General features: G+C 38.8%; 20 protein-coding genes and 1 pseudogene. 15 read left to right on the top strand and 6 right to left on the bottom strand.

Annotated features, from left to right (window positions below; all coding sequences use genetic code 11):
- Nucleotides 1-31: 31 nt before the first annotated feature.
- The 8 genes from AC27JP_RS14675 (at nt 32) to AC27JP_RS14710 (ending at nt 11,485) form a co-directional block, all read left to right on the top strand.
- Complete coding sequence (locus tag AC27JP_RS14675) at nt 32-349, top strand: hypothetical protein (RefSeq protein ID WP_487116366.1); 318 nt, start codon at nt 32-34, stop codon at nt 347-349.
- Nucleotides 350-499: 150 nt separating this feature from the next.
- Nucleotides 500-832 carry a hypothetical protein gene (locus tag AC27JP_RS14680; protein ID WP_487116368.1) on the top strand — a complete coding sequence of 111 codons (333 nt, stop codon included), beginning with the start codon at nt 500-502 and terminating at the stop codon, nt 830-832.
- A 45-nt stretch (nt 833-877) separates the two neighbouring features.
- Nucleotides 878-1,225: a hypothetical protein gene (locus AC27JP_RS14685; RefSeq protein WP_487116370.1), complete on the top strand. Its 348-nt coding sequence runs from the start codon at nt 878-880 to the stop codon at nt 1,223-1,225.
- 119 nt (nt 1,226-1,344) lie between these two features.
- Nucleotides 1,345-1,686 (top strand): hypothetical protein, encoded by a 342-nt coding sequence (locus tag AC27JP_RS14690; RefSeq protein ID WP_487116372.1) that lies wholly within the window; start codon nt 1,345-1,347, stop codon nt 1,684-1,686.
- 209 nt (nt 1,687-1,895) lie between these two features.
- Nucleotides 1,896-2,054, top strand: coding sequence for a hypothetical protein (locus AC27JP_RS14695; RefSeq protein WP_487116374.1), 159 nt, complete (start codon nt 1,896-1,898; stop codon nt 2,052-2,054).
- 371 nt (nt 2,055-2,425) lie between these two features.
- The gene (locus AC27JP_RS14700) at nt 2,426-9,658 is read left to right on the top strand and encodes a toxin TcdB middle/N-terminal domain-containing protein (RefSeq protein ID WP_487116376.1); all 7,233 of its coding nucleotides are present in this window, start codon (nt 2,426-2,428) and stop codon (nt 9,656-9,658) included.
- Complete coding sequence (locus tag AC27JP_RS14705) at nt 9,659-10,561, top strand: SEL1-like repeat protein (RefSeq protein WP_487116378.1); 903 nt, start codon at nt 9,659-9,661, stop codon at nt 10,559-10,561.
- A gap of 165 nt (nt 10,562-10,726) precedes the next feature.
- Complete coding sequence (locus AC27JP_RS14710) at nt 10,727-11,485, top strand: ABC-three component system protein (RefSeq protein WP_487116380.1); 759 nt, start codon at nt 10,727-10,729, stop codon at nt 11,483-11,485.
- Nucleotides 11,486-11,517: 32 nt separating this feature from the next.
- Here the strand turns inward: AC27JP_RS14710 and AC27JP_RS14715 are convergent.
- The 3 genes and pseudogenes from AC27JP_RS14715 to AC27JP_RS14725 form a co-directional block, all read right to left on the bottom strand.
- A pseudogene (locus AC27JP_RS14715) lies at nt 11,518-12,369 on the bottom strand (IS3 family transposase); the annotation flags it as partial.
- Between the two features lie 10 nt (nt 12,370-12,379).
- Nucleotides 12,380-12,664, bottom strand: coding sequence for a transposase (locus AC27JP_RS14720; protein WP_487116382.1), 285 nt, complete (start codon nt 12,662-12,664; stop codon nt 12,380-12,382).
- A 95-nt stretch (nt 12,665-12,759) separates the two neighbouring features.
- Nucleotides 12,760-13,581, bottom strand: coding sequence for a mechanosensitive ion channel family protein (locus AC27JP_RS14725; protein WP_487116384.1), 822 nt, complete (start codon nt 13,579-13,581; stop codon nt 12,760-12,762).
- Nucleotides 13,582-13,928: 347 nt separating this feature from the next.
- Between AC27JP_RS14725 and AC27JP_RS14730 the strand changes: the two genes are divergently transcribed.
- The 5 genes from AC27JP_RS14730 to AC27JP_RS14750 all read left to right on the top strand — a co-directional run bounded on the left by AC27JP_RS14730 (nt 13,929) and on the right by AC27JP_RS14750 (nt 17,699).
- Nucleotides 13,929-14,666, top strand: a complete 738-nt coding sequence (locus tag AC27JP_RS14730) for an SIMPL domain-containing protein (RefSeq protein WP_487116386.1) — start codon at nt 13,929-13,931, stop codon at nt 14,664-14,666.
- Between the two features lie 44 nt (nt 14,667-14,710).
- The gene (locus AC27JP_RS14735) at nt 14,711-15,238 is read left to right on the top strand and encodes an AAA family ATPase (protein ID WP_487116388.1); all 528 of its coding nucleotides are present in this window, start codon (nt 14,711-14,713) and stop codon (nt 15,236-15,238) included.
- Nucleotides 15,239-15,458: 220 nt separating this feature from the next.
- Entirely contained in the window at nt 15,459-16,358 is a 900-nt protein-coding gene (locus tag AC27JP_RS14740) for a DUF2167 domain-containing protein (RefSeq protein ID WP_487116390.1), read from the top strand.
- A 159-nt stretch (nt 16,359-16,517) separates the two neighbouring features.
- Nucleotides 16,518-16,724 carry a hypothetical protein gene (locus AC27JP_RS14745; protein ID WP_487116392.1) on the top strand — a complete coding sequence of 69 codons (207 nt, stop codon included), beginning with the start codon at nt 16,518-16,520 and terminating at the stop codon, nt 16,722-16,724.
- A gap of 192 nt (nt 16,725-16,916) precedes the next feature.
- Nucleotides 16,917-17,699: a 3-hydroxybutyrate dehydrogenase gene (locus tag AC27JP_RS14750; protein ID WP_487116394.1), complete on the top strand. Its 783-nt coding sequence runs from the start codon at nt 16,917-16,919 to the stop codon at nt 17,697-17,699.
- 106 nt (nt 17,700-17,805) lie between these two features.
- Here AC27JP_RS14750 and AC27JP_RS14755 read toward each other — a convergent pair whose 3' ends face one another.
- Nucleotides 17,806-18,777: an alpha/beta hydrolase gene (locus AC27JP_RS14755; protein ID WP_487116396.1), complete on the bottom strand. Its 972-nt coding sequence runs from the start codon at nt 18,775-18,777 to the stop codon at nt 17,806-17,808.
- 1 nt (nt 18,778) lies between these two features.
- The gene (locus AC27JP_RS14760; protein WP_487116398.1) at nt 18,779-19,963 is read right to left on the bottom strand and encodes an MFS transporter; all 1,185 of its coding nucleotides are present in this window, start codon (nt 19,961-19,963) and stop codon (nt 18,779-18,781) included.
- A gap of 164 nt (nt 19,964-20,127) precedes the next feature.
- On the opposite strand from AC27JP_RS14760, the gene AC27JP_RS14765 reads away from it, so the two are divergent.
- Nucleotides 20,128-23,604, top strand: a complete 3,477-nt coding sequence (locus tag AC27JP_RS14765; RefSeq protein WP_487116400.1) for a PAS domain-containing hybrid sensor histidine kinase/response regulator — start codon at nt 20,128-20,130, stop codon at nt 23,602-23,604.
- A gap of 162 nt (nt 23,605-23,766) precedes the next feature.
- Nucleotides 23,767-24,159 carry a VOC family protein gene (locus tag AC27JP_RS14770; protein ID WP_487116402.1) on the top strand — a complete coding sequence of 131 codons (393 nt, stop codon included), beginning with the start codon at nt 23,767-23,769 and terminating at the stop codon, nt 24,157-24,159.
- Between the two features lie 209 nt (nt 24,160-24,368).
- Here AC27JP_RS14770 and AC27JP_RS14775 read toward each other — a convergent pair whose 3' ends face one another.
- Entirely contained in the window at nt 24,369-25,037 is a 669-nt protein-coding gene (locus tag AC27JP_RS14775; protein ID WP_487116404.1) for a response regulator, read from the bottom strand.
- Nucleotides 25,038-25,081: the final 44 nt, after the last annotated feature.

Here is a 25,081-nt window from a genome sequence, read left to right on the forward strand (position 1 = left end):
TAAAAAGAACATAGGGTGTAAGGAGAAGAAAATGAAACGGATCTTTATTGTCATTAGTTTATTAATGCTATCAAATATGGCACATGCTGTGGCTAATTGTACTGGTACCATTAGAAATATTTATAAGTGGGATCATTTCGAAACCATTTCTATTCGTCTTAACCTAGACGGTGGTGGTATGAGTAATTATATCAGTCTACCCACTAAGTCTGACGAAAGCATGGCGTTAATGGCATTTGCATCAAAGGAAACTGTAAGCATTAGGTGGCAAGTAGAAGATATTACGACTTGTGTAAATGGCTGGGATCACAACAAAAGGCTTATCGGCTATTTTGTCATTGGCGGCTAATCTTGTTGCTAGCTGTACGTGTTTTACCTAAAGAAGCTATTTTCTAGTGTGGCACCCCCAATATTTGATCACTTATCCATTTGGGTTTTACGTATAGAGGCAATGTCTGTTGCGGTAAATTAGGCCTACTTAACTAGAGGGATTTTAAAAATGAAAATTAAATGGACTATATTACTTATATTTAGCCTTTTGCTTTTAAGCTACGGTGCACACGCCGAGCGTTTAACGGGTAAAGTAAAGTTGATTAACTTTTATGGCGGCAACTGGTCGACATCATGGAAAAATGGCATGTTGTTCCAGTTAGATACAACTGCTGCAGGTGTTCATTATTTCGGTATTCGTTCGTCTGATACCTCACAACAACAGTTACTTTCTATACTACTTGCGGCAAAGCATGCCGGTAGTCAAGTGATTATTCACTATGATAGAGCTGAAATTGATGCCAATGGTTATGTCGTGGTCAAAGCAGTAACCACAATGTAATCTGTGAAAACGCGATTTTAATGTAATTAAATAAAAGGATTTATAATGTATAAATATATTTTGTTAGCATTGTTGCTAGCTTCACCAAGTGCATTTGCAAATTATACTTGTTCAGGGAAAGTTCAAGGTGTTGCAATTCACCCCAAAAATGGCTGGGTTCAAGCTGAGCGAATAGGGCCGCTGGTATGGCCGGCACTTTGCTCTGTCAACACTGAAACTTCCGGGGTTTCTGCAGAAGCCTGTAAGGCGATATTTTCAACACTACTCACTGCGCAAATGGCAGGTAAAACCATAACCCTTTGGTTTAATAACGGTAATGATTGTTCGGTCGATAGCCATAAACCATGGACCTTATTAACAGGTTGGTATTTCGGGCCTAAAATAAGTGATTAATTTCTTATTCAGATATTCTAGTACGCATATTATGTGTTCTTTCTGCAAGTTAAAAACTGATATAGGAGCCAGCATATTTGCAAGTTTTGTTTCCAATAATTTATTCATAAAGGACGACTATGAGAACTAAACTTATAACTTTTCTTATTTTGATTTTACCGTTGCAAGCTTTTGCTGCTTTTCACTGTGAAGTCGACGTTTCAAGAGTGCTGATATACAACAGTGGAAGTGTCAATATTTTACATACGGGGCGAGGGGATTATACCGTTATATGTAACCTGAAGGATGAACGCCAAGGGGTTAGTATCACCACCTGTGCAATGTGGACCAGTATGTTACAAAATGCTCAGAACAATGATGTAAAAGCTATTTTTTACTATGATAGTACAGGGGCGTGCTCAACACTTCCAACATATAACTCTACTCCCGCGCCTCTTTATATCGGAACGGTTAAAAAATAATATGACAATGACGTAGGGTATCGATAATGATATTTAGAATGTTTTTTATTAGTTTATTCTTTTCTAGTTTTTGTTTTGCGGGAGTTGATTTATCTTCAACTATAGAACGGATACAACTAAAAAGTGATGGCAAGCTCTAGCTTAAAATGACAAGTTCTGCGTTCGACACATACTGCAAGCCCGGCTGGTAAGGATTTAACCTTTATATTTTGGAATCAGAGCCATCATATCCGTATTATTATGGTTTAGTGACATCAGCACTTGCTAAAAACCAAAGTATAAGAATTTCAAATATTAGTTACTTTGACGGCACAACGGCTTGCGATATTGTTAAAACTGGCTACGGCATAGTGGTGAGTAAGAATTAGTCGTAAGTGGCTTTATAAATTTTGGCGTTAAAAAAATTGGTAATTCATTGAAAAATGATTTATCCAACTTTTTGGCAAAATCATATAGAACAACATGGATTAGCAGTGCCATTAGTTATTTTAACTCGAAATAACATTATATTTATAGATTGATTATTGAACAAATTCTTGAATGAAGTTGTTTAATAATTAATACTGTGTTGGATTGAAATTATACAAAATGGAATTTATTAAAGAGCAAGGAAATAGCTGCCTTATCATCTAGCTCCTTATTTCCTTCGTTTTAATTGACCTTCCAGTGAAAAATAATATTTTAAGAATTTAAAAACATCACACTTGCCGGTAGCATTATTTGCCAAGGACTGCATAACATGAACGTTATAACTCGCCATATACTTGTTTGTATTACTATATTTTTCTCTTCGTTAAGCCAAGCGGATACAACGTGGGTACCAATAAGCGTTGGCGACATCACAACGTTTGTGCCTTATGTTCCAGCAGAAAGCTTAGCAACTCCAACAAATGTTCAGATATCTATAAACGATGATGTATCAATGTTGTCTTGGAATAATGTTGAGCATGCAAGCCAGTATGAAATACAAGCATTAAACGAAGCGGGTGAGTGGGTTAGTATACTTACCACCGAACTGTTAACTACGGTTCTTGATGAGCGCTTTGCGGGTTATGTCAGTATACGGGTTGTTGCCTGTACCTATAACTCTTGTGTTAATACGGGGAGTTGGTCAAATAGCGTGAACATTGTTAAAGCGGATGTATTAGCTGTTGACGTAAGTAACCTAGACTTGATTAATTTAAGTGTAAAAGTTGTATGGAAAACTAATTATGTCAATGCTGATTTTGAACTACAACGAAAATTAGGCGATGCTAGCTGGGGGAACACACAAACTATTTCAAACAGCAATTTTTATTTAGATGAAAGCCTTTCAAGTGGACGATATAAGTATCGTGTCAGAAGCTTACAAAATGGTGCTTATTCAGACTATAAAGAATCCGCATATTTTGATGTCATCGAATTTAATGGCAGTGCTTCTATAGACGACACATTTAACGCGACAGGTCTCAGTAATAACGTAGGACTAACCGGTGGGCAATTTCGTGTTAATGAGTCTGGTGCAGCGACCTACAATGTTCCCCTTAATCTCCCTGCCGGCGTTGCTGGTGTTAAGCCTGAGGTTTCTTTAAATTACAATAGCCAAGGTGGTTCTGGGCTGCTTGGACATGGTTGGTCTTTAGGGGCTGGTGGTGCAATAACTCGTTGTCCCAAAAATATGGAACATAATGGGGAGATTGCTGGAGTAGAGTATAACGATAACGATTTGTACTGTTTAAACGGTCAACAGCTAGTATTGCTTTCAGGTAATTATGGTGGCGCCAATTCTACTTATGCTACGCGCGTTGCCAGTTTTTCAACTATTACTGCCATTGGCAGTGCTGTTGATGCAGGACCAGAGTATTTTACCGTCGAAACTAAGTCTGGTGATACTTATTATTACGGTAGTACCGAAGATTCATTTGTTGAGCCAAATAGGGCGTCAGGTGACAATGAACTGGCTAAATTTTGGGCATTGGCAAAAATTATAGACGTTGCAGGTAATCTCATTGAGTATCACTACAGTGAAGATACAACGAGTGGCAAGCATATTTTAGCCTCGATAGAATATGGCAAAAATGAAAATGTCAGCGCTTCATCTCATTTTAATCAAATTATGTTTAATTACCGTACTGAGGGGCACTATAAACCCAAAGCGGGCTACACATCGGGTAGCCCAATTCTATTAAATGATTTACTCGAAAGTGTCGTCATTACTTCTGATGGTGATGCACATCGATACTATGACCTTGAGTATTTTGGTACTGACGTCATCGACGAGAAAACCTATCTAGATAGCATTACGGAATGTATATCAGCCAACCAAAATTGTTTGGCTCCATTGTCGTTTACTTGGCAACGTCCTGCAGCTGTTGTAACAAGTACTGAGGAACAGCAAGAATGTGAACCCAGTGGCAATGGCACCACAGATTGTCACACATTTTCCGTAGCAACATCAACAGACTATAGTCCTTTTCATTCGAAAGTTTCAAGTTTAACATCGACCTCAAAAAATAGAGACTATGTACGTGTTCTAGATATAAACGCAGATGGCTATAGCGATATTATCTATGAAGATAATGGCTGGAAAGCATTCTACGGACCTAGCTTTAATAATGCTCCTGATTCTTTGTCAACAATTGGCTCTGGTGATAGCGATCGCCCGTACGCGTTAACTATTGATTACAATGGTGATGGCAAGCAAGATTTTCTCGTTGCTAATGGCGATAGTGCTAATTGGCATGTGCTCACATATAAACCTCATACATCTACTAGAGAGTTTTGTGAGGAAGGGTTTTGTGAACAAATACCATATGAACGTACATACTCTACAGTTGATCTAGGTATAGTTGCAAAAGGCTTTGAGGGTGACGCCAAAGTACTTGATGTTGATGGCGATGGTTTACAAGATATTGTATTTAAAGATGGCAATTTAAAAGTTTATTTTAATGATGATAATAATGATGGTTTTGGTGGTGACTTTAGCAATGCTAAGGCTATTAGCATTCCCGCAACGGTGACAGATTTAACGTTTGATAATAAAACGGTTGCGCATAGCCCTCATATGAAAAGCTCCTCAGCCATTGATATGAATGGTGATGGGCGTAGTGACTTACTAACTAAAGTTTCTACCACCACCACATTCGTAGGGTGCCGAAATTCACGTACCGGTGAAACACGAAGTATTATTGCAGGTGAAGATTGCGGAGATTTATTTGGTATGAACTGGGGGGCTTATAGTTCGTCATCAACGGTTAAAAATTGGAAGTTATACTTATCATCGGGGACCAGAGCAGCCCCAACACTGACTTATAGTGATACCTTAAGTTATAGCGGTGATGACCTAAGAGTAACTGACTTAAACGGCGATGGTTTAACGGATGTGGTTTATCGCCTAGACAGCAACGACACTTGGTACTACGTGTTATCTAATGGCATAGATTTTGGTTTTGAACATCAAACGAACCATACCAGTCCAGATGATGAAGTTAATGAAATTTACTTTGTCGATCTTAATCGAGATGGTCGAGCTGATATTTTAAAACCCACCAGCAATACCAGTTGGAGCCTTTTGTTATCTACACCATATACCAATGCAGAGAGTATTGCGTGGCAATATCGAGGTTCTCTAGCTAGAGATAATGACGACGCTGTGCGATTTGGTGATGTTAATGGTGATGGCAAACTCGATCTTTTAACCACTGATGATAGCAACGGCTGGGACGTGCAGTACGGTGAAAATATGGAGGTTTTCGAGCATGTTATTACCGGTATTGACAATGGTTGGGGGGTTAATACCAGCATTGAATACGACAACATGCTCAATGACAGTGTGAATCTCGGAATAAAATCGCCCTACGAATCCAGCGATACATTAGCATTAAATTCGCCAATGACGGTAGTTAAAAGGGTTGTTAGTGATAGCAACAACGACAGTCATGTTGCGATAAGTTATCAGTACGGCGGCTACCTATTACACCGTAAAGGACTGGGTGCGTTAGGTTTTAGAGCATTGAGAACCACCGATGAGCAAACAGGTATCGTGACTCAAACCTACTATAGCCAAAATACCGATAGTTTTGCCACTATCGGAATGCCGGAAAAAACTATTCAAATAGCTCCAGACGGTGTGTCAAGGTTAAGTCATTCCGTCAATATGTTAGCAACAACAACCAGTGAAAATGGTCGAGTTTTTCCTTATGTTGCAACGAGTGAAGAAACCTCTTATCAAATGGGCACGGATGGTGGTTATTACCAGTTATCTACAACTGTTACTAACAATGAATATAACGACAATTGGGGTAATCTTACTGAAAGTAAAGTGAACATATATGAAAGCGCTACGTTTGATAGTAATGACGAAAAAACCGGGGGCACGTTAGTTCATTCAACGCTAACCATCAATGTATATAATGGCAGTGGTGGTGGTGCTGAAAAAGGACGCTTATCAAGTTCACAAGTAACAAAAGCATTTAGTGATGTTACAAGCCAATGCTCGGGAACAAATTATATCTGTCGTAGTTCAGGGTTTACCTATACTGCCAATGGCTTATTGCACACATCAACCGTAAATGGTTTAACTACCACCTTAGGTTATGACAGCTTTGGGCATAAAAACTCGATCAGTAAATCCGGCTTGCTTAATGACGGAGACGATGAAAGCGTTACTATTGTATCAACAACCGTTTACAGTGCCGACGGTCGAGTTGTAGTCAGCCAATCATCTCCAAACATGACCACCACGTATAACTATAATGGAAATAGTGCCGATCAGCTTTCAGGCCGCATTAATTCGATTACGATAACGGATGAAAACGGTGTTAGCGCTATTAAACACCTTGATGTTTGGGGGAACACTATTGCTGAAAAATCGTCAGCATCAGCGTATAAATATACCATTAGCAATTATTGTGTTTCGAATTGCTCTACTGATGGAGTTAGTACGGGGTACTATTATGTTGAAACTCAACAGATTGGAACACCAACACAACGCGTTGTGTTTGATAAGTTTGGTCGAGAAATAGTCACTAAAGTTAAAGCATTTGGCAGTGGTTATAATTACACATTTAAAGAGTATGACGCACAAGGGCGGATATTTAAGCAATATTTAGCGAGCAACTCGAGTAATAGCAGTAGCACGGAATTTTCGCAATACAATTACGACATTTATGGTCGAGTAGCAAGCATCAGTATTCCTAATGTTAGCAGTGAATATGAAGGGGAACTGATAAACCCAACGAGCACCTACCGCGGGTTTATTACTGACAAGTCAGACAGTAAAGGTAATACCACCACCCAAACGGTGAATGCGCTAGGGCAAGTTATTTCGGTACAAGATGCCATTGAAGGTAGTTTAGTTTATGAATATGATGCCTACGGCAATTTAAAAACTGTCACAAAATCTGCTGACAGTATCAACATTGTTCAGGTAACAAATACTTACTCTTCCTATGGTGTCAAAACTCGAATGGTTGATGTTGATAAAGGCACTTGGAATTATCGTTACAATGCTTTTGGTAAGCTTATTTGGCAAGAAAATGCCAATGATGACAGCGTAACCACTGAGTTTGATAGTACGGGTCGTAAAGTTCGACAATCTAGCTACGACTACACCCAATGCTGGATATACGGTACAGACACGTCAAAATTCAGTAAAAATAAAGTGCAGGCCACCAAGTACTTTGATGGTGAACAAGGTGCAGAATGTACAAGTGAGGACTTTATACAAGGAACTGAAGTTGAGTACGACAGTGCCGGTAGAGCATTTCACAGCAAAAAAATAATCAACGGCTTAATAAATCCACTGAATGGCGAATACCATAGTTATTCAACTTTTTTGGCAAGCAATGGCAAACTCGATACGCAAAGCTATCCGAGTTTGGGTTTGACGATACGCCACGAATACAACACTAATGGCTACCCTTATCGCTTGGTAAATACGGCTAATAACAAAGTTTACCAAGAAATTATTTCAATGAATGCAAGTGGGCAAACCACACAGGTAGATTATGCCAATGGCACCTCTGAAAGTATTGGTTATTATGATAGTACAGGCTTGGTCAGTAGCCATGTTGTTAGTCAAGGTAATACCTCACATCATGCGCTAAATTATAAATATGAAAGTAATGGCAACCTGGCATTTCGACAGCATCAATTCGGCAACTTAGCCAGCAGCTCTGACTACTCGGTTGACTATGTTTACGACGCGCTTAATAGGTTAACTGAGCGTAATATTGATATTACCACACAAGGTAATGCGCCAGCGCTGTTCACTATGAGTGAAAACTATGGCTATGATGGTTTCGGTAACTTTACCAGTAAAGGAGCGAACAGTAGTTATAGTTACAATAGCAGTACTAAGCGCTTAAACAGTGCCTCGCTAGCGGGTAAAAACTATAGTTTTGATTACGACAATAACGGTAATATTACTACCGATGGCAATCGTACCATAGTGTACAGCAGCTTTGATAAAGTTGTGCAGATAATGCAAGGTGATATTCAAACTGACTTTATTTATGGCATGGGGCATAAACGTTTTTATCGTCATGATCAACGCCTAAATGGTGATGCCACTGTTAATACCCATACGGCTTATTTAGGCAGCCATGAAAAGGTTTTTCGTACCGGTAAAAATGATGACTTAATAGAATATAAATTCTATGTTGGCAATACGGTTATTACTGAGCGTACCAACGCACTTGGCAGTAGCGCGACGGAAGAAAGTTATTTACACAAAGATCATTTGGGCTCACCGCTGTCTATCACCAATAAGAACGGCGAGGTAATTCAGCATAAAATTTATGATCCTTGGGGTAAAGGTCACGATGTTTATTTAGCTTCTGATATTTCATTAGCCAGTATTATGCCGCCAACCAATCGTGAATTTACGGGGCATGAATCCATTGCTGATGTGGATATTATTCATATGAACGGTCGGATCTACGATCCAACTTTAGGTAGATTCTTACAGGCTGATCCTAATATTCAAGCACCGATGAATAGTCAAAATTATAACCGCTATAGTTACGTGCTGAATAATCCGCTTTCTTATACCGACCCTAGTGGATACTTCTTTAAGAAGCTTGGTAAATTTATTAAGAAGTATTGGCGGACAATCGCGGCAATTGTTGTAACAGTATACTTGGGACCAGCAGCTAGTGCATTTTTTGGTAGCACGGTTGCCGGTGGAGCTGTAGCAGGATTTGTTGCTGGCGGAATAGCCACAGGCTCATTACGAGGTGCGTTAGTAGGTGCATTTACGGGGGCGATGTTCGGACAACTCCATAATATGGCAGCAGGAGCAGGGAAAGTCGTTGCGCATGGTGTGGCTGGTGGAATCGGTAGTGTTCTCAATGGAGGTAAGTTTGGGCATGGGTTCTTGTCTGCTGGTTTTACTCAAGCAATGGGAAATGTAAAAGGATTGTTTACTAATGCTCCTCAAGGTATGGCTCGAATAGGTAATGCAGTTAAAGCCGCTGTTATCGGTGGCACAGCTTCTGTTATAACAGGAGGTAAATTTGCGAATGGTGCTATGACAGGTGCGTTCTCTAGGTTGCTCAATGATGATGCTCCGAATTTTGAATCAGTATCAGATAAAGATATACTCCAATTAAGTGATGGAAAAATTGATGGTTCTATTAAAGTTGCAGGGCAAAAGCTAGTCGGGCTTGATAGTGATGGAAATGTATCTGGGCCAGAATTAAGCAAAGATGGCGTTTCCATCAGCTCGGAAGGTGCAAGTGTATCAACTCCGGGAGTTGTGGCACTAAAAGTAGATCAGAATGCAGATGTAACTGTTGCTGTAGAAGGCTGTACACATGGCAATTCTGGTTTGTGTGCAGGAGCATCAGCTAAAATATCTAGTCCTGCTGCCAAAGCTGTGAGTAATAATATATATAAAGCAATGACTCCTGTTCAGAATCCATCAACAGGTAATTATTCATCGTGGCTTGAAAGGCAACTTGGTAAGTTAGATTTTGGAGGTATGCGTTAAGTGAAACGATTTAGTTTTATTTTTATATGTACTTATGCTATCAGTATTGGTGCTTTGGCTGAAACATCGTTAATAGAAGAGCATGTTTGCTTAGACTATATTGAAGTATGCAGTGATGAGAACATTGAATGCTTTCAAGCTCAAGTTGATTATGCAATTAGCAACCCAATATCATTGGTTATTGACAATGCTATTAGAGTAGTCAATACATCTAAGCTAAGTGATAACTGGAAAAATAATGCTCTTGGAGTTCTTTTGATGTTAAAGAGAGATGATGAAAGCCTAAAGCAGGCGGAAGAAAAGCTAGTTATTGCATTTAAAGCAGGAGTAGAGTCGGCAGCCCAAAATTTAGCTGAATTATATTTTACAATGGATGATCATAATTCTAGTTTAAAGTATCTCCTAATTGTAGAAAAACAGGGACATGAATTTCCTTCATACAAATATGTAAATTGGGCAAGGTTATATGCTCAAATTTTATTTCTCAATGAAGCAAGTAAAGCTGATAAAAAGAGAGCATTAGGCTTGTTTAATGAGATTAAAACTAATGATGATAGTGGAACTTCATATTACTTTATGGGGTTTCACGAGTTTGAATCAGATAACATTAATAAGTCGTTAGAGTTGCTTAATTTGGCTGCAATTTCAGGGAATATAGATGCCATAATGTTGTTAGGTGACATCTATGCAACAAGTCAAAAGGTTAATCAAAGCCTTGAGCTAGCTAAAACCTATTACAATCAAGCAGCTAAGAATAATTCAAATCGTGCTCATTATAATTTAGCCATGATTTATCAAGGTGAGAAAAATGTAGTTAAAATGAAAAAGCATCTTACTTTAGCTGCTAAATTTGGAAATCAGAAAGCAATTGATTTATTTAACAGGTTAAATAATAGAAATTGACAAGCTACTCCCTATATCTTGGTTTAAAATCCCCATGACTAGTTGCCCGAAGGTTTGGCTTCTTTGGGAGCAAAGGAAATAACACAGACGAAAACCAGCGGGAGCTGGTTTTCGTCTGATAACAGGAAATAATAATGGAATTGCAGTATTGCTAATCGAGGATGTATGGCAAAAGATAGAAAAAGTATTACGCCAAACAGAAAGGAAATATTAATTAGTCAGGTTAATGGCTTATGTCCATTATCTAGTACCCCACTATTTTACAAAAAAAGTGAGGTGAATTATAAAGACTATGAAATAGCTCATATCTACCCGTTACATCCTAAACCTGAAGAGGAAGTTCTTTTAAAGGATGTAAAACGCCTCCACGAAGATCCTGAGCATGATGATAACTTAATACCACTTTGTACAAGCTGCCATAATAAATTTGATAAACCCCGTACCGTTGATGAGTACAATCATTTGTATCAGGTCAAAAAAGGGCTGATCAGTAAAGCTAAGCAAGCTGAGCTATGGAGGCAACACTCCATCCAGTCAGAAATTAATGTGTTGATTGATTCGTTGGCTACAGGTGCTTTAGATACTGAAGATGGTGATACTAAGTATGAACCCAAAAAAGTAGAAGAAAAAGCAGATGATACTTTGCTTCCATTAACTAAAAATCGAATCAAAAACAACGTAAGAGATTATTTTCCTCATGTAAAAGCTAAGCTAGCTTCTATTGAGAAAATGTCTCCTACAACCTCATTAATTATTGCTCAGCAAATTAATACTTATTACCTTATCCAGAGGCAAATGGAAGATAGTCAGCAAAAGATTTATGAGAACATGGTTGATTGGGTAATGGTTCAAACACATACCAAAAGTAAAGATGCTGCGGATATAGTCGCTTCTTATTTTGTTCAAAATTGTGAGATTTTTTAATGTGTAACGGTCAAATAAACTTGGAGACTTTGTTAGGCACTTTTTCTTAATTTCATCTCATATTCTGCTGGAGAGACATTCCCCAATTTATAATGTCGCCGTCTCTGATTATAAAATGGCTCGATGTAATCAATAATATCAGCCATTGCTTCACGCCTTGTCTGATAACGACGATAGTTAACTCGCTCTGATTTTAAGCTGCGGAAAAATCGCTCGGTAACCGCATTATCCAAGCAATTTCCTGCTCTACTCATACTTGAGACTAAACCATGTTCTTTCAGGGAACGCTGAAATGCCTCACACGTATATTGCACACCCTGATCTGAATGGAATAGCACGCCATCAGTTGGCTGTCGTTTATTCACGGCTAACCGTAAAGCACGTGTTGTTAGTTCGCTATTGGGCTTATCCGAGAACGCCCAGCTAATTACCTTACGAGAGCATAAATCCATAATCACTGCTAGGTACAACCAGCCTTGCTGTGTGCGTATATATGTAATATCACCCGACCACAACTTGTTGAGGCTTTGCGGATTAAACTGACGATTTAAATAATTAGGTGCAATCACCGATGGCCTACCTCCAGCCGGATATTTATGCTGTTTAGGTCGTTTAGCGACTAACCCTAATCGTTTCATCGATGTACGCACACGGTGAAGACCAATATCAAAGCCTAATGCTTGCAACTCACCGTGCATACGTACTTTACCGTAAGTGGCATCCATATCAACATGGATTTGCTTCATCGCAGCATCAAGCTTCACACGCTCAGGACAGATAGGCTTAGGCTTGGCTCGATAATAAAATGAGCTAAACGGAATCGATAGACAACGGCATATTTGCCTAACTTTACTTCCTGCCTTTTTCAGCTTGGCAGCTACTTGCTGCCGTTGCTCATTTCCATAGCGAAAAAGGCTGAAGCTTTTTTAACAGCGCATTGTTACTTTGTAGCTGCTTAACTTGTTTCTCTAGTTCTTGGATGCGGATTTGCTCTAGCGTTAATGCGCTAGCTTTGGGTGTATAACCTTTTTGCTCTTTTCTATATTGGCTTACCCAGCGCTGAATTGACGATAATCCAACATCCATTGCTGCTGCCGCATCTTTATGTTTATAACCGTGAACAATGACTAGCTCAGCACACTCACGTTTAAATTCTGCTGTTAATGTTTTCTTTGGCATTTTGACCTCGTTAGTTAATGGTATTTTACCTCTAACAAAGTCTCTAGTTAAATTATACCGTTACAGAGCAGTCGCGAAGCTAGTTTTGCCAAGAGTTACGGGTGGCTTTTGGCACTAAACCAAAAGTTCATAAAATCAGCGGTAAGTTTATTTTCTATTTCCATTGCCCGCTCTGTTGGGCAAAAAATGGTAAATATAACTTGGGTATCACCTAAATTGGAAGTTGCCACTTCAATGCTAGGCTCAGGCCCTGCAATATTAATGTCTAGCCGATTTTCAATGACTTGGTTGTACCTTACCGCAACGTCATTAAAGTCAGCACAGTAGTTGTTGGCTTTTTCTTTTAAAGCATCAATAAAATCAAACGGATTGACGCTACCATCTCGTGTAATGGTGAAATTATGGACGGCATAACGTTTTAAGAAGTTTAAATTTTTAATGGCAGAGGTTACTAACTGACTATTGGGAATATATACCGTTTTACCGGTAAATTGATAGTTGTCGATATTTAATTCGAGAATGGTTAAATTTGCCCAGTCGATAGAGTTAACTTCGCCATAATGTTTACCTACTTGGATCCAGTCGCCAATGCGAAATGGGCGATTGGAAATCACATAGATAAAACCAATAAAGCATTGAATAAATTCGCGAGTAGCTAAAACAATTGCGACAATAAAGGCCGCAATAGAGAAGGCAAACTTTTGAATTTCCACTGACCAAATATTAAAGATCATGAAAATCAAAGCAAAGTTAAATATATTATTGAGTAAATTTACCGTAAAACGTTTATCGATTTTTTTCTTTTTCGCCCGACGCTTAATAAAGCGAGTAATAAGCAATTTAAGCGTAATGATGAGGAAAGCTAACACCACAGTTATAATGGTTTTATTCTGTAATAAGGTCTCAATTAAGTACATGCTTGCTGGTTCTCACGTTAAGCCAAGTATAAATATTTTAATTTAATTGTTGTGCGCAATGAAAGCTGAACGGTAGATGATTTTCTTCAACAAATCGAGCGTTATATTGTCAAGTAGCTAACTATTCAAAAATATATTTTTATACTAAGGGCTGTTCAGCTAAGATTAATATTCAATGGTTTATGCTTAACCTATCTATTAGAAAATATAGCTAATTGAGAAACTTAATCTTTGTTGAGTAGTCAAATTTAGGCTGAATAAACCTACTCTTGTTTATCAGATAATAGTTTATTTCAATTTATTGCATTAGTTATGCAAATTTATCAACTGTTTTACTAGGAACGCATATGAAACGATTTACTGCCATTGCCTTGATCGCAATTTCAACCCTTTCTATTTCGACTTTCTCTTTTGCCAATAATAGTTTGCCAAGTAATCGCCATATTGCCGTAACAGGGACGGCAGAAATGATGGCTATGCCCGATATCGCTATTGTGCATTTGAATGTTGAAAGTACCAAGAAAACCAGTTTAGACGCTAAACAAAATGTTGATGAACGGGTAAATAATTTATTAGACGGTTTGGCGCAATTTAATATTGATGAAGCCAATGTTTCTGCTTCTAATATTTCCACTGAGGTTCGCTATGCATACGATCGTGGTGAGCGTAATAAAATTGAAGGCTATATCGCAAGACGAGCGTTGAAAATCACCTTGAATGACATAGCAAAGTTAAATGCTTTTATGGACTTTGCGTTAAGTGTCAAAATTGATGCTATTAGAAATATCGAGTTGAAATCTTCTCAAGAAGAAGCCTTAAAAGCTGAGGCAAATGCGCTGGCGGTTAAAAATGCTAAAGCCCAAGGTAAAGTGCTGGCGAATGCTTTTGACGCAAAATTGGGCGCTATCTATAGTATTAATTCTAATAGTAATCGTATTCATCATAGATACGGCGCTAATAGTGATGCTGAAACCTATGCTGTAAGTGCTCGAATGGGCAGCAGTAGCGCCAAACCTGGCCGTTATTTACAGGAAAATATTGTTTTTTCTGCCTCGGTGAATGTTGTTTTTGATCTAGAGCTTTAAATTATTGCTGAATAAAGTCAGCGTCAATTGATTGTATGGCTTAAGTGAATATTCTTATTATCGGAGCCTCTGGCTCTGGGCAAACAACGTTAGGAAAAGCGCTAGCGCATAAACTAGCGTTTACGTTTTTCGATGCCGATGACTTTTATTGGCTACCAACAATACCCGCCTATCAGAAAAAGCGTGATACGGATTCAAGGCTAGCGTTAATATTACAAGCAAAAAAATCTAATTCCTGCGTTATTGCTGGCTCTGTTTTAGGTTGGGGTGATGTATTAGAAGAGTGTTTTGATTTAATTGCATTTTTATCTTTAGACACGGAAATAAGATTACGTCGATTAAGAGCTAGAGAGCAAGAAGAGCTAGGCTTCGTTGATGAAGAATTTATAGCTTGGGCAAAAGAATATGAAAACCCCAATTTTAATAGTCGCAATCGCGTTAAACATCTTAACTGGTTAGCTAATAAAAAAGCAAAGGTGCTAACAATTGATGGTGATCTTACCGTAAAGCAACGCTTAGCGGCAGTGATGGCAGCACTAAATGAAAGACTTGATAATAGCGAACAAAGTTAACTAACCGCTATTAGAACATAGATTTTCAGGTTTTAAGTGCATATCATCAACATGCTATATTTTTCATGTTAACATTTAAAATCAAACGCTTAATTGTATTTTCTTAGTAATTTATCTACAGTAGAACTCTAGTTTGCTCTGAGGTAAGGTTTACGCTCAGAGTACAGTTTATTATTAAGCATATGATCATTAAAAGGATGTATTCATCAAAGGATATGAAATGAAAGCGATAAAACAATTATTGACAATATTAACGTTTGTGCCGTTATTTTTATTTGCGCAAGAGCAAGTTACTACTCAAACAGAACTAAGCGAAGAGGAAAAATATAAGCAGTGGGCGCAACAAGTTTGGGATTCACTGAATCGTTTAACGGGTGAAATTAAACTTGATAATGCGGTTGCCACGTTAAATGTGCCGGAAAGTTTTTATTATTTATCTCCGGGTGATGCTGAAAAAGTATTGGTTGATGTTTGGGGAAATCCTCCCGGGCAAAAAACATTAGGCATGCTGTTTCCCGCTAGTATGACGCCGTTTGATGCAGATTCATGGGCGGTAACCATTGAATATGAAGAAGATGGTTATGTTTCAGATGCCGACGCTGAAGAAATTGATTACGACGAATTATTAGAGCAAATGAAAGAAGATACTGCAGTTGTAAGTCAGGAAAGAGTGCAACAGGGTTATGCTGAAATAGCTCTTGTTGGCTGGGCTTCGCAACCCTTTTATGAGAAGGAAACTCATAAGTTGCATTGGGCGAAAGAGCTTAAATTCGGTCAAAACCAAGTTAATACCCTCAATTATAATATTCGAGTTCTCGGCCGCAAAGGCGTTTTAGTTCTGAACTTTATCGCTCAAATTGATCAAAAAGATCTTATTGCCGCTGAGTTAGATTCAGTGCTAGCGATTGCTGATTTTGACCAAGGTGCAAAGTATAGTGATTTTGATCCTGAGCTTGATGAAGTTGCCGCTTATGGTTTAGGTGCACTAGTTGCAGGTAAAGTAATTGCTAAAACAGGCTTTATCGCTGCCGCCATTATTTTCCTTAAAAAGTTTGGCGTTATATTTGTTATTGCAATTGCCGCATTTTTGAAACGAATTTTTACCCGAAAAAAAGCATAGCTGCTAATATTAAGGTGTGGTCAAAAAATAACCGGTTTGTTTACAGTGTGTAATAGGCGTTATGCCTGAATAATGTCAACAGTTAGCTCTGTAATAATCTGGCTTTACCTAACGTGACTCGGTCGACATGCCCTGATAAATAGGGATTAAGGAGGCAATATGGATATAGTCTATTGGGGCAAGTACTTGATGATGGTGCTATTTGGCATCTTATTGTTGTTACTCTCGTTGCGCGAATGTTTAGACACCCTCAATTTAACTTTTAAACCAAGTAATTTTCTTCGTTATTCTATGCGCTATATGGGACTATTTATTCTGGTTTATAGTGTCTATTGTCTCATTATTGATAGTATTTTAATTCGTTAAAGTTACTTGAATTATCTCTCTTCAATATAAAATCTGGCGATGTTGGCGGCTTTAGAGCTGAATATCTTCCGACAGCATACAAACCTATGTATTTTCCGAGGCTTTATCTAGCCTTTATGGTACTAAGGTGCCAAATATTCGCCAGGTGAAATACGATAATCTTATACATATTTAATAATGTAAGGATTAATTATGCTTAAGGGGAAAGTTGCTTTAATTACCGGTTCGACAAGTGGCATCGGCCTAGCAACCGCACATGTATTAGCAGCTCAAGGAATAAACTTAGTTCTGCATGGTTTAATGTCGGAAACTGAAGGCGAAAAGTTAGCTGGTAAATTTTCCGGTCAATATGGCATAAATGTGTTGTTTGATAATGCTGATTTAAGAAGTGTTGAAAGTATTGAACGTCTTATTGTTAGTGCAATTGACCATATGGGTAGTATCGATATTTTAGTGAATAATGCCGGTATACAACACACAGAAGTAGCCGAAAATTTTCCGCTTGATAAGTGGAATGCAATTATTGCGATAAACTTATCTGCGGCATTTCATACCATTCAAAATTCACTTCCTATGATGAAAAGCAAGGGCTGGGGAAGAATTATTAACGTTGCCTCTGTTCATGGACTAGTGGGCTCGGTCAATAAATCCGCGTATTGTGCAGCCAAACATGGTTTAGTTGGCCTGACAAAAGTACTGGCCTTAGAGTGTGCTGAATCAGGTGTTACGGTTAACGCCATTTGTCCTGGCTGGGTCGATACGCCACTGATTAATGACCAAATATCTGCGGTTGCGCAGCAACAAAGAACGACTTTTGAACAGGCTAAATATCAATTAGTGACGGCAAAACAACCGTTACCTGAAATGATGGCGCCCGAGCAAATTGGCGAATTTATTCTTTTTCTTTGTCGTGACAGCGCTCGAAGTATTACAGGTGCAGCGTTACCTATGGACGGCGCTTGGACCGCCCAATAACTTATTAAACAGAATCAAACTTGATAAAAAAGGGCTGTCTCAAAATTACTGAGGAGCCCATATAGGAAGTGGATAACTTATTGCTCGGCGTTGGCCATTTAAGCCTTTATTCACTGTTAATAAACTTTTTAATGATCATGTATGTTTGCTGATACTGTTCAGGTATCAATTTTGATAGCAACATATAGGCATGGATCAGTTCGTTAAATTGATAATGGTCAACACTCACACCCGCTTGTATGGCTTTATCAGCGTAAAGAGCTCCCTCATCTCGCAAAGGATCACAACCGGCAGTGATAACCAAGGTTTTGGGTATACGATGATCAAACCGGCCAAATAGCGGTGAGTTTTTTCTTACTATTTCTAATGCTTCATTTGATAACGTTTCTGAGAAATTTTTACCTTCAATATTAAAGTATTGTTGAAAATACCAACGTATTTTATGAATTTCTAAGAGAAAGCCATGACCATTTTCTTTGATTGAAGGGCAGCTCATGGTGTAATCAACACTTGGGTAAATTAGAATTTGTTTATTAATCTCAACCATAGAATTGTCGAGGTTATTCATCACTAAACTCGTACAAATGGCGCCACCGGCACTGTCGCCTGCAATATAAAGTTCGTCACTATGCGGATAACCTTTTAATAAGGTTTGGTAGTTTTCTAGTAAGTATTGGCAGTCATCTAAACCACAAGGAAAAGGATGTTCAGGTGCTAAGCGATAGTTGATACAAATAACAATAGCATTGGCTGTTATCGCGAGCTCTCGACTGATAGGATCATACAACTCAATACTGCCACACATATGGCCACCACCATGAAAATGCAGTAATACTGGTAGACTTTGTGTCGGAGCTGGATTATAAATTCGTGCTGCAATTATTGCTCCTTGATTAGTGAAGCTGACATCTTTTATTGTTGCAATGTCAGGTCCTTTTATCATGTAGTTGGATAAGTTTTCTAAATTTTTTCTTACAGTACTTACCTCAAAAAGAGCGTTTGCTTTTGCTGCTTGTGCAATTGCTTCATTAACCTGCTTGAGGAAAGGTTTTAAATTAGTTGATACAACACCGCGCATGTTAGTTTCCTTCTAATTTTAGTTTATTTGTTCTACCAGTTTCTGGCAAAAAGTAACTACCAATAAAGAGTGTCGAACTAAGTGCGGTGATAAGCACAAATGACCAGGTATAGTCACCTTGATTGATATCGACCAAACGTCCGAAAAACCACAAAATTAGTGTCGAGATTAAGTAACTGATGGAATAAAACATGCTAAAGACGATGGTGATGCGAGCAGCTGTCATCTTAGGAAGTTCGTGTGGTATTGAAACTAACGCGGTTACTGGCAGGAAGATAAAAAAACCTAACGCCATGGCAGCAAAAGTTTGCAGCCAATATAACTCGCTAAAGGAAAAAATTGCGGTGCTGATCACAACAACTAAACCAGACCAACGTATAACAGGTAAGCGAAAAGGTACTTTTTTACTGTAAATAATACCGAATATAGTGCCAACAATACCAAAGCCAATAACCCACTTACTTTGCACAATACCGGCTTTGGGGTAAAACGTGAACAAGCAAATGTAAAAAGCTAAAATGCCTGAATAGGCTAAACCGTATAGCCAATTGAAAGCATCTTTTAATCCTTGGCGGTAGCTATAGTTTTCTGCTATTTGATTTTGGCTTTGTGCTAATTTCTCAGGCTGCTCAATTTTTACAAAAAGCCATAGCAGGGCAAGTGCTAAACTGATGATAGAAAATAGTGCCAAACTATTACGCCAGCTACCGGTGAGTTGATTAATACTTTCCATTTGCCACAAAATTATTGCTGTACCTATATTAAAAGCCACCGCGTTTATGCCATTAATAGTGGCCCGCTCTTCTGTTTTAAAAAAGCGTAAAACGATAGGGTTAAAGTACACCACCATAAAGGCACCACCAAGTCCCATCAAAAATCGACTCAGTAGTAGCAATTCATAATTTGCTGCGTAGGGGGTTAACAAACCTATGGTGATGAAGAGGCTGGAAATAAAAAAAGCATACTTAATACCGAGTTTTATTGCGATCCAGGCAGCTACGAAGGTGCCGACTATTTTAGCTAAAGTGACTGCACCGCTGATAAAGCTTGCTGAGGCTAGGCTGTGAACATCAAGAGAAAGCATGATACTTTGCATGCTAGCGGTGCCACCAACCCAGGCCATTGCAAATAATACATAACTAAAGAAAACAATAGCTTCTACTAAATATTTGTTTGTGATTTTCATCTATGATAATTTTTAAACTGATAAGTAACGAATGGCTAGACTACCCTAGGGAATTAGGAAAATAAGTACTACCTTAGTGCACTACAACGTACTGGCGAGCATGATATGCTAAATCATAAATTGCCCATGCTGCGTGCATAACGATATTAAACAAAGGAATAAACTTGTTAGCTTGGTTATCTATTGACACATGGTTAGTCACCATTCTTTCTATTGGTTATCTCTGCCTACTTTTTTTAGTTGCTTATAAAGGTCAGAACCAATCACCAGAACAATGGCGCTGTAAGCCATGGGTATATAGCTTATCTTTGGCCGTTAGTTGTACATCTTGGGCTTTTTACGGCACGGTAGGGCAGGCAGCAACCACAGGGGCATGGCTAGCGCCTATTTATATTGGCTCTATGCTTTGTTTAGTATTGGCTTGGCCAATGCTGTTGAAAATGCTGAATATTATCAAACAGCAAAACTTAACTTCAATAGCTGATTTTATTGCCTTTCGATATGACCGTTCTCCTAAAATAGCCATAACCGTGGTCTTGATAGCACTGGCCGGCACCATTCCTTATATTGCCTTGCAATTACGGGCAATTAGCACCAGCTTTGATTTACTGACCGGCACCTTTCAATCGGGCATCAGTACGGCATTTGTGGTCACTGTAGTATTAATTATTTTTAGCATTATATTTGGTACTCGCCAAATTGCCGCCAGTAAGCAAAACCAAGGTTTAGTGCTCGCCATAGCTTTTAGCTCTATCGTGAAATTATTAGCCTTAACGACTGTTGGTATATTTGCAACGTTCTTTATTTTTGATGGCTTTGCTGATCTTATTACTCAGCAGCAAAGTCGCGCGCTATTCAGCGAAAATAATTCTGTTTACCTCGCTATTGCCCAAGCAATTTTAGGCGCAATAACTATTTTTGTGTTGCCGCAACAATTTCATATGATGATGATCGAGAATCATCACCCACAAGAATTAAAAACAGCCCGTTGGTTGTTTCCACTTTATTTCATTTTAATCAATATTTTTGTTTTACCGATAGCCATTGCGGGGTTGATTACTTTCCCTGGTGGCAGTGTTGATGCTGATACCTATGTACTGACTTTACCTTTATTTTTTCAACAAGCTTGGTTGGGCGTTGTGGTATATATAGGTGGCCTAGCAGCGGCAACTAGCATGGTTATTGTCTCAGCTATCGTGCTAAGCACTATGATTTCAACGGAAGTGATTACCCCGATAACCTTAAAATTTAAATGGTTCACAAAAGCTGCTACCCCGCAATTTGCCGGCGTGTTGCTAAAACAGCGCCGACTCGCTATTGCTGCAATATTGCTATTTGCCTTTGCATTTGAACGTAGTATTAATCAGCAAAGTCATTTGGCCAGTATTGGCTTACTCTCTTTTGTGTTGCTATCGCAGTTTGCCCCAGCAATTATTGGTGCACTGTATTGGCGTAAAGCCAATGCAAAAGGGGCATTAACCGGCTTAATTGTTGGCAGCCTGGTGTGGTTTTTTACTTTATTACTACCTATTATTGCGCCTAACTTAATTTGGATAGAAAGTGGAGTTTTTGGACTTACTTGGTTAAAGCCCACAGCACTGTTGGGTATAGACTTTTTAGATGTCACGAGTCATGGCGTTTTCTACAGTTTATTGAGCAATATTGTCTGTTTTGTCTTGGTTTCTTTATTAACTCATCGCAGCGTTGGTGAAAAATTGCAAGCGGATATTTTCATTAATAAAAGTCAGAGTAAATTTGAGCGAAATCTTAGCACTGAAGATCTCTACAGTTTATTGATGCGTTTTATAGACAAAGACTCTGCCGACGCTTTAATGCAAATAGCAAAATCTAATCAAACGAAAACAGTGCCGGTAAATCTTGTTGAATTTACACGTTTGCAGCTGTCTGGTGTTTTAGGCTCAGCTTCTACCCGTATGGTAATGAAAGCAGCATCGACAGCAGATGAAGTACCATTAGAAGATGTTGTTAGTATTGTTGATGAAGCAAGTCAAATGTTCCGCTTTAATCGGGAACTACTGCAATCAGGTGTTGAAAATATAGAACAAGGTATTAGTGTCGTTGATGCCGATATGAGGCTGGTCGCGTGGAACCAACGCTATATTCAGTTATTGGATTATCCTGAAGGATTTGTTCAAGCGGGATTACCGATTGAAACATTACTTAAACACAATATCGCCAGAGGTATTATAGCGGGCCAACAGAATAATGAGCAGATGATCACTAAACGTATTGCTCATATGCGCAATGGTGATAGTCATCACTTCCAGCGAACAATGCCTAACGGCATCGTATTAGAAATACGTGGGCAATCAATGCCCGGTGGCGGCTTTGTCAGTACCTTCTCTGATATAACCGCACATATTGAAGCAGAAAAATCATTACAAAAGGCTAATGAAAGTCTTGAAAAGCGTGTTGCAAATAGAACGCAAGAATTACAAAAAGCAAAAGCAGAAGCTGAAGCGGCAAATAGTAGTAAAAGTCGATTTTTAGCCGCTGCAAGTCACGACCTTATGCAGCCATTTAATGCATTATCTTTGTTTACCTCAATGTTAAAAAAGAAAGTTCAAGGACAAGAGTTAACCGCACTCGCTGAACATATTGACGACTCTCTTAACGTAGTTGAAGCATTGTTGTCAGACTTAGTCGAGATTTCGCGATTAGATAATAGCTCTGAGAAAGTAGAAAAAAGTCAATTCGCACTCGATGATTTATTAAACCCACTTAACAATGAATTTGCAGTACTAACTGAGCAAGCGGGTATTCATTTCTCATCTCAATTAAGCCAATGTTTTGTGCACTCAGACAAGCGCATGTTAAGACGAATAATACAAAATTTTTTGTCGAACGCTGTGCATTATTGCAATGATAAACAGGGAGATAAAGCTGGCATTGAAAATCGTATTTTATTGGGAGTACGACGCACAAAAACCTCTATTCGTGTCGAAGTTTGGGACAATGGTCCGGGAATTCCATTGCTGAAGCAAAAGGCCATTTTTCGTGAGTTTGAGCGCTTAGCACAAAATCGTGAAATACCAGGATTAGGCCTAGGGCTGGCAATATCGGAGCGGATGGCCCAATTACTCGGCCTTTCAATTGGGGTGAAATCCCAACTGGGCAAAGGTACATGCTTTAGCATTGCTATACCAAGAGTTAATCCTTGTCATGAAAAGAAAGTAATGACTCAAAGTACTAAAACCAAGTTAAATAATGGCTTAGGGGCCTTAGCAGAAGTATCGCTGGATAAGCCATTTAATAACGTTATTGTATTATTGATAGATAATGATGAGCTAATGTTAACAGCTATGGCCTCGCAACTTACCGATTGGGGCTGTATTGTGATTACCGGCCATGATCAGCAATCATGTCAACAAAAGCTGGCTAATATTGATTGTTTGCCCAATATCATTATTGCTGATTACCATTTAGATTATGGCCAAAATGGTGTTGATTTGGTGCTGGCGATGATGAAAATACAACAATGTTTGCAACCGGTGATCATTTGTTCTGCCGATCCTTCAGAGGGAGTTAGGCAACACACTAGCGATGCTGAATTTTTATTTTTACGTAAACCGGTTAAGTCATTAGCGTTAAAGCGCATGATGCGCCAATTGCTTAAGTAAACTGAGCTAGGAAAAGCATTGTTATTAAGGGGACATAAAAGCGCTAGAAAATGATGCACTCGCAGGTCAGCAGCACTTATACTCTTAGTATCAACTTTGCAGTATGACAAATAACAGTTGGTGGTTATTTGGGAGTTATGTGTTTAATTTGAGGCTATGAGAATGTTTAGTCATGTGATGCTAGGTACAAATAATCTTTCCGAGTCTATAGAATTCTATGATCAAGTAATGTCTGTACTCGGCTATGCAAGGGAAGATACTGGGGATACGTTTGCGGGTTATGGAAAGAAAGAGAATATAGGAATTGGCGTTAACTGTCTTTGGATTGGGAATCCTTTTAATGGTAAACCGGCCAGCCCAGGAAATGGTGTTAATATTGCGCTGCTTGCTGAGACAAGAGAGCAAGTTAACAAATTTCACGCAATGGCAATAAATAATGGCGGGCAAGATGAAGGTGCACCAGGAATAAGGGGCGAAGTTCATCCAAATTTTTATGCTGCGTATGTCCGAGATCCTTTTGGCAACAAATTGGTTGCTGTTTGTCATGCTGAGTAAAACATATAACAATCATTCAAAAGGATAATGCCATCCCCACTTTAATGGTCATCTCTTCAATATTTTGACCAGCAACTTCAGCTCTTGATAGCGTGTTAGCAAACTAATATCGCACTTGATACTCCTTTAGTGCTAGTTGCTTAATATCCATTTTCTGAGTGTAGTTAGCACCTTCCAAAATAATAAAAAAGCGTCTAGGTTGGTTAAGCTTAAGAGACATTTAGGTGTTGTGTTGGGCTTAACATTAACTGCTGGTAGGCGAGTCCGGCTAGTGTGCGATTGTTCACTTCTAATTTTAATAATATCGCGGAAACATGTTTTTTGACTGTGGTTTCTTTGATCTCGAGATCGTAGGCGATTTGTTTATTTAATTGTCCATCTGCTATCTGGGTTAACACTATGTACTGTTGTGGGGTTAGCTGACTTAATTGTTTTGCGAGTTTTTGATGTGCCAAATCAGTTTGTTGGTCGGCATTAAACTCTATATGTTTTGGTAACCAAATATCACCTTCTAATACCGTATCAATGGCTTGGGCAATGGTGGTTAAATCGGCTGATTTGGGAATAAATGCCGCGGCGCCAAAGTTTATCGCTTTTTGCATGGTTTCAGAGTTGTCGTCTGACGAAACCATGATCACGACGATATCTGGAAAGTGGTTTTGTAGCTGAGTTAAACCGGTAAAACCGTCGTTGCCCGGCATATGCAAATCGAGAAAAACAATTTCTAAACTGTTATTGCTGGTAACCGCGGTGAGCAAATCGTGAAAGTTATCTACTTCCAATGTTTCGTCATCATCAATACACTCCGCTATCGCTTGCTTTAACGCCGTGCGAAATAACGGGTGGTCGTCGGCGATAATAACTTTTGCTGCTGACATAAAAAACTCCAGTTCTCGGTCTTAATGAAAGAGCTGAATTATTC

The organism is Colwellia sp. SU-HH01172 (genome assembly GCF_057553355.1).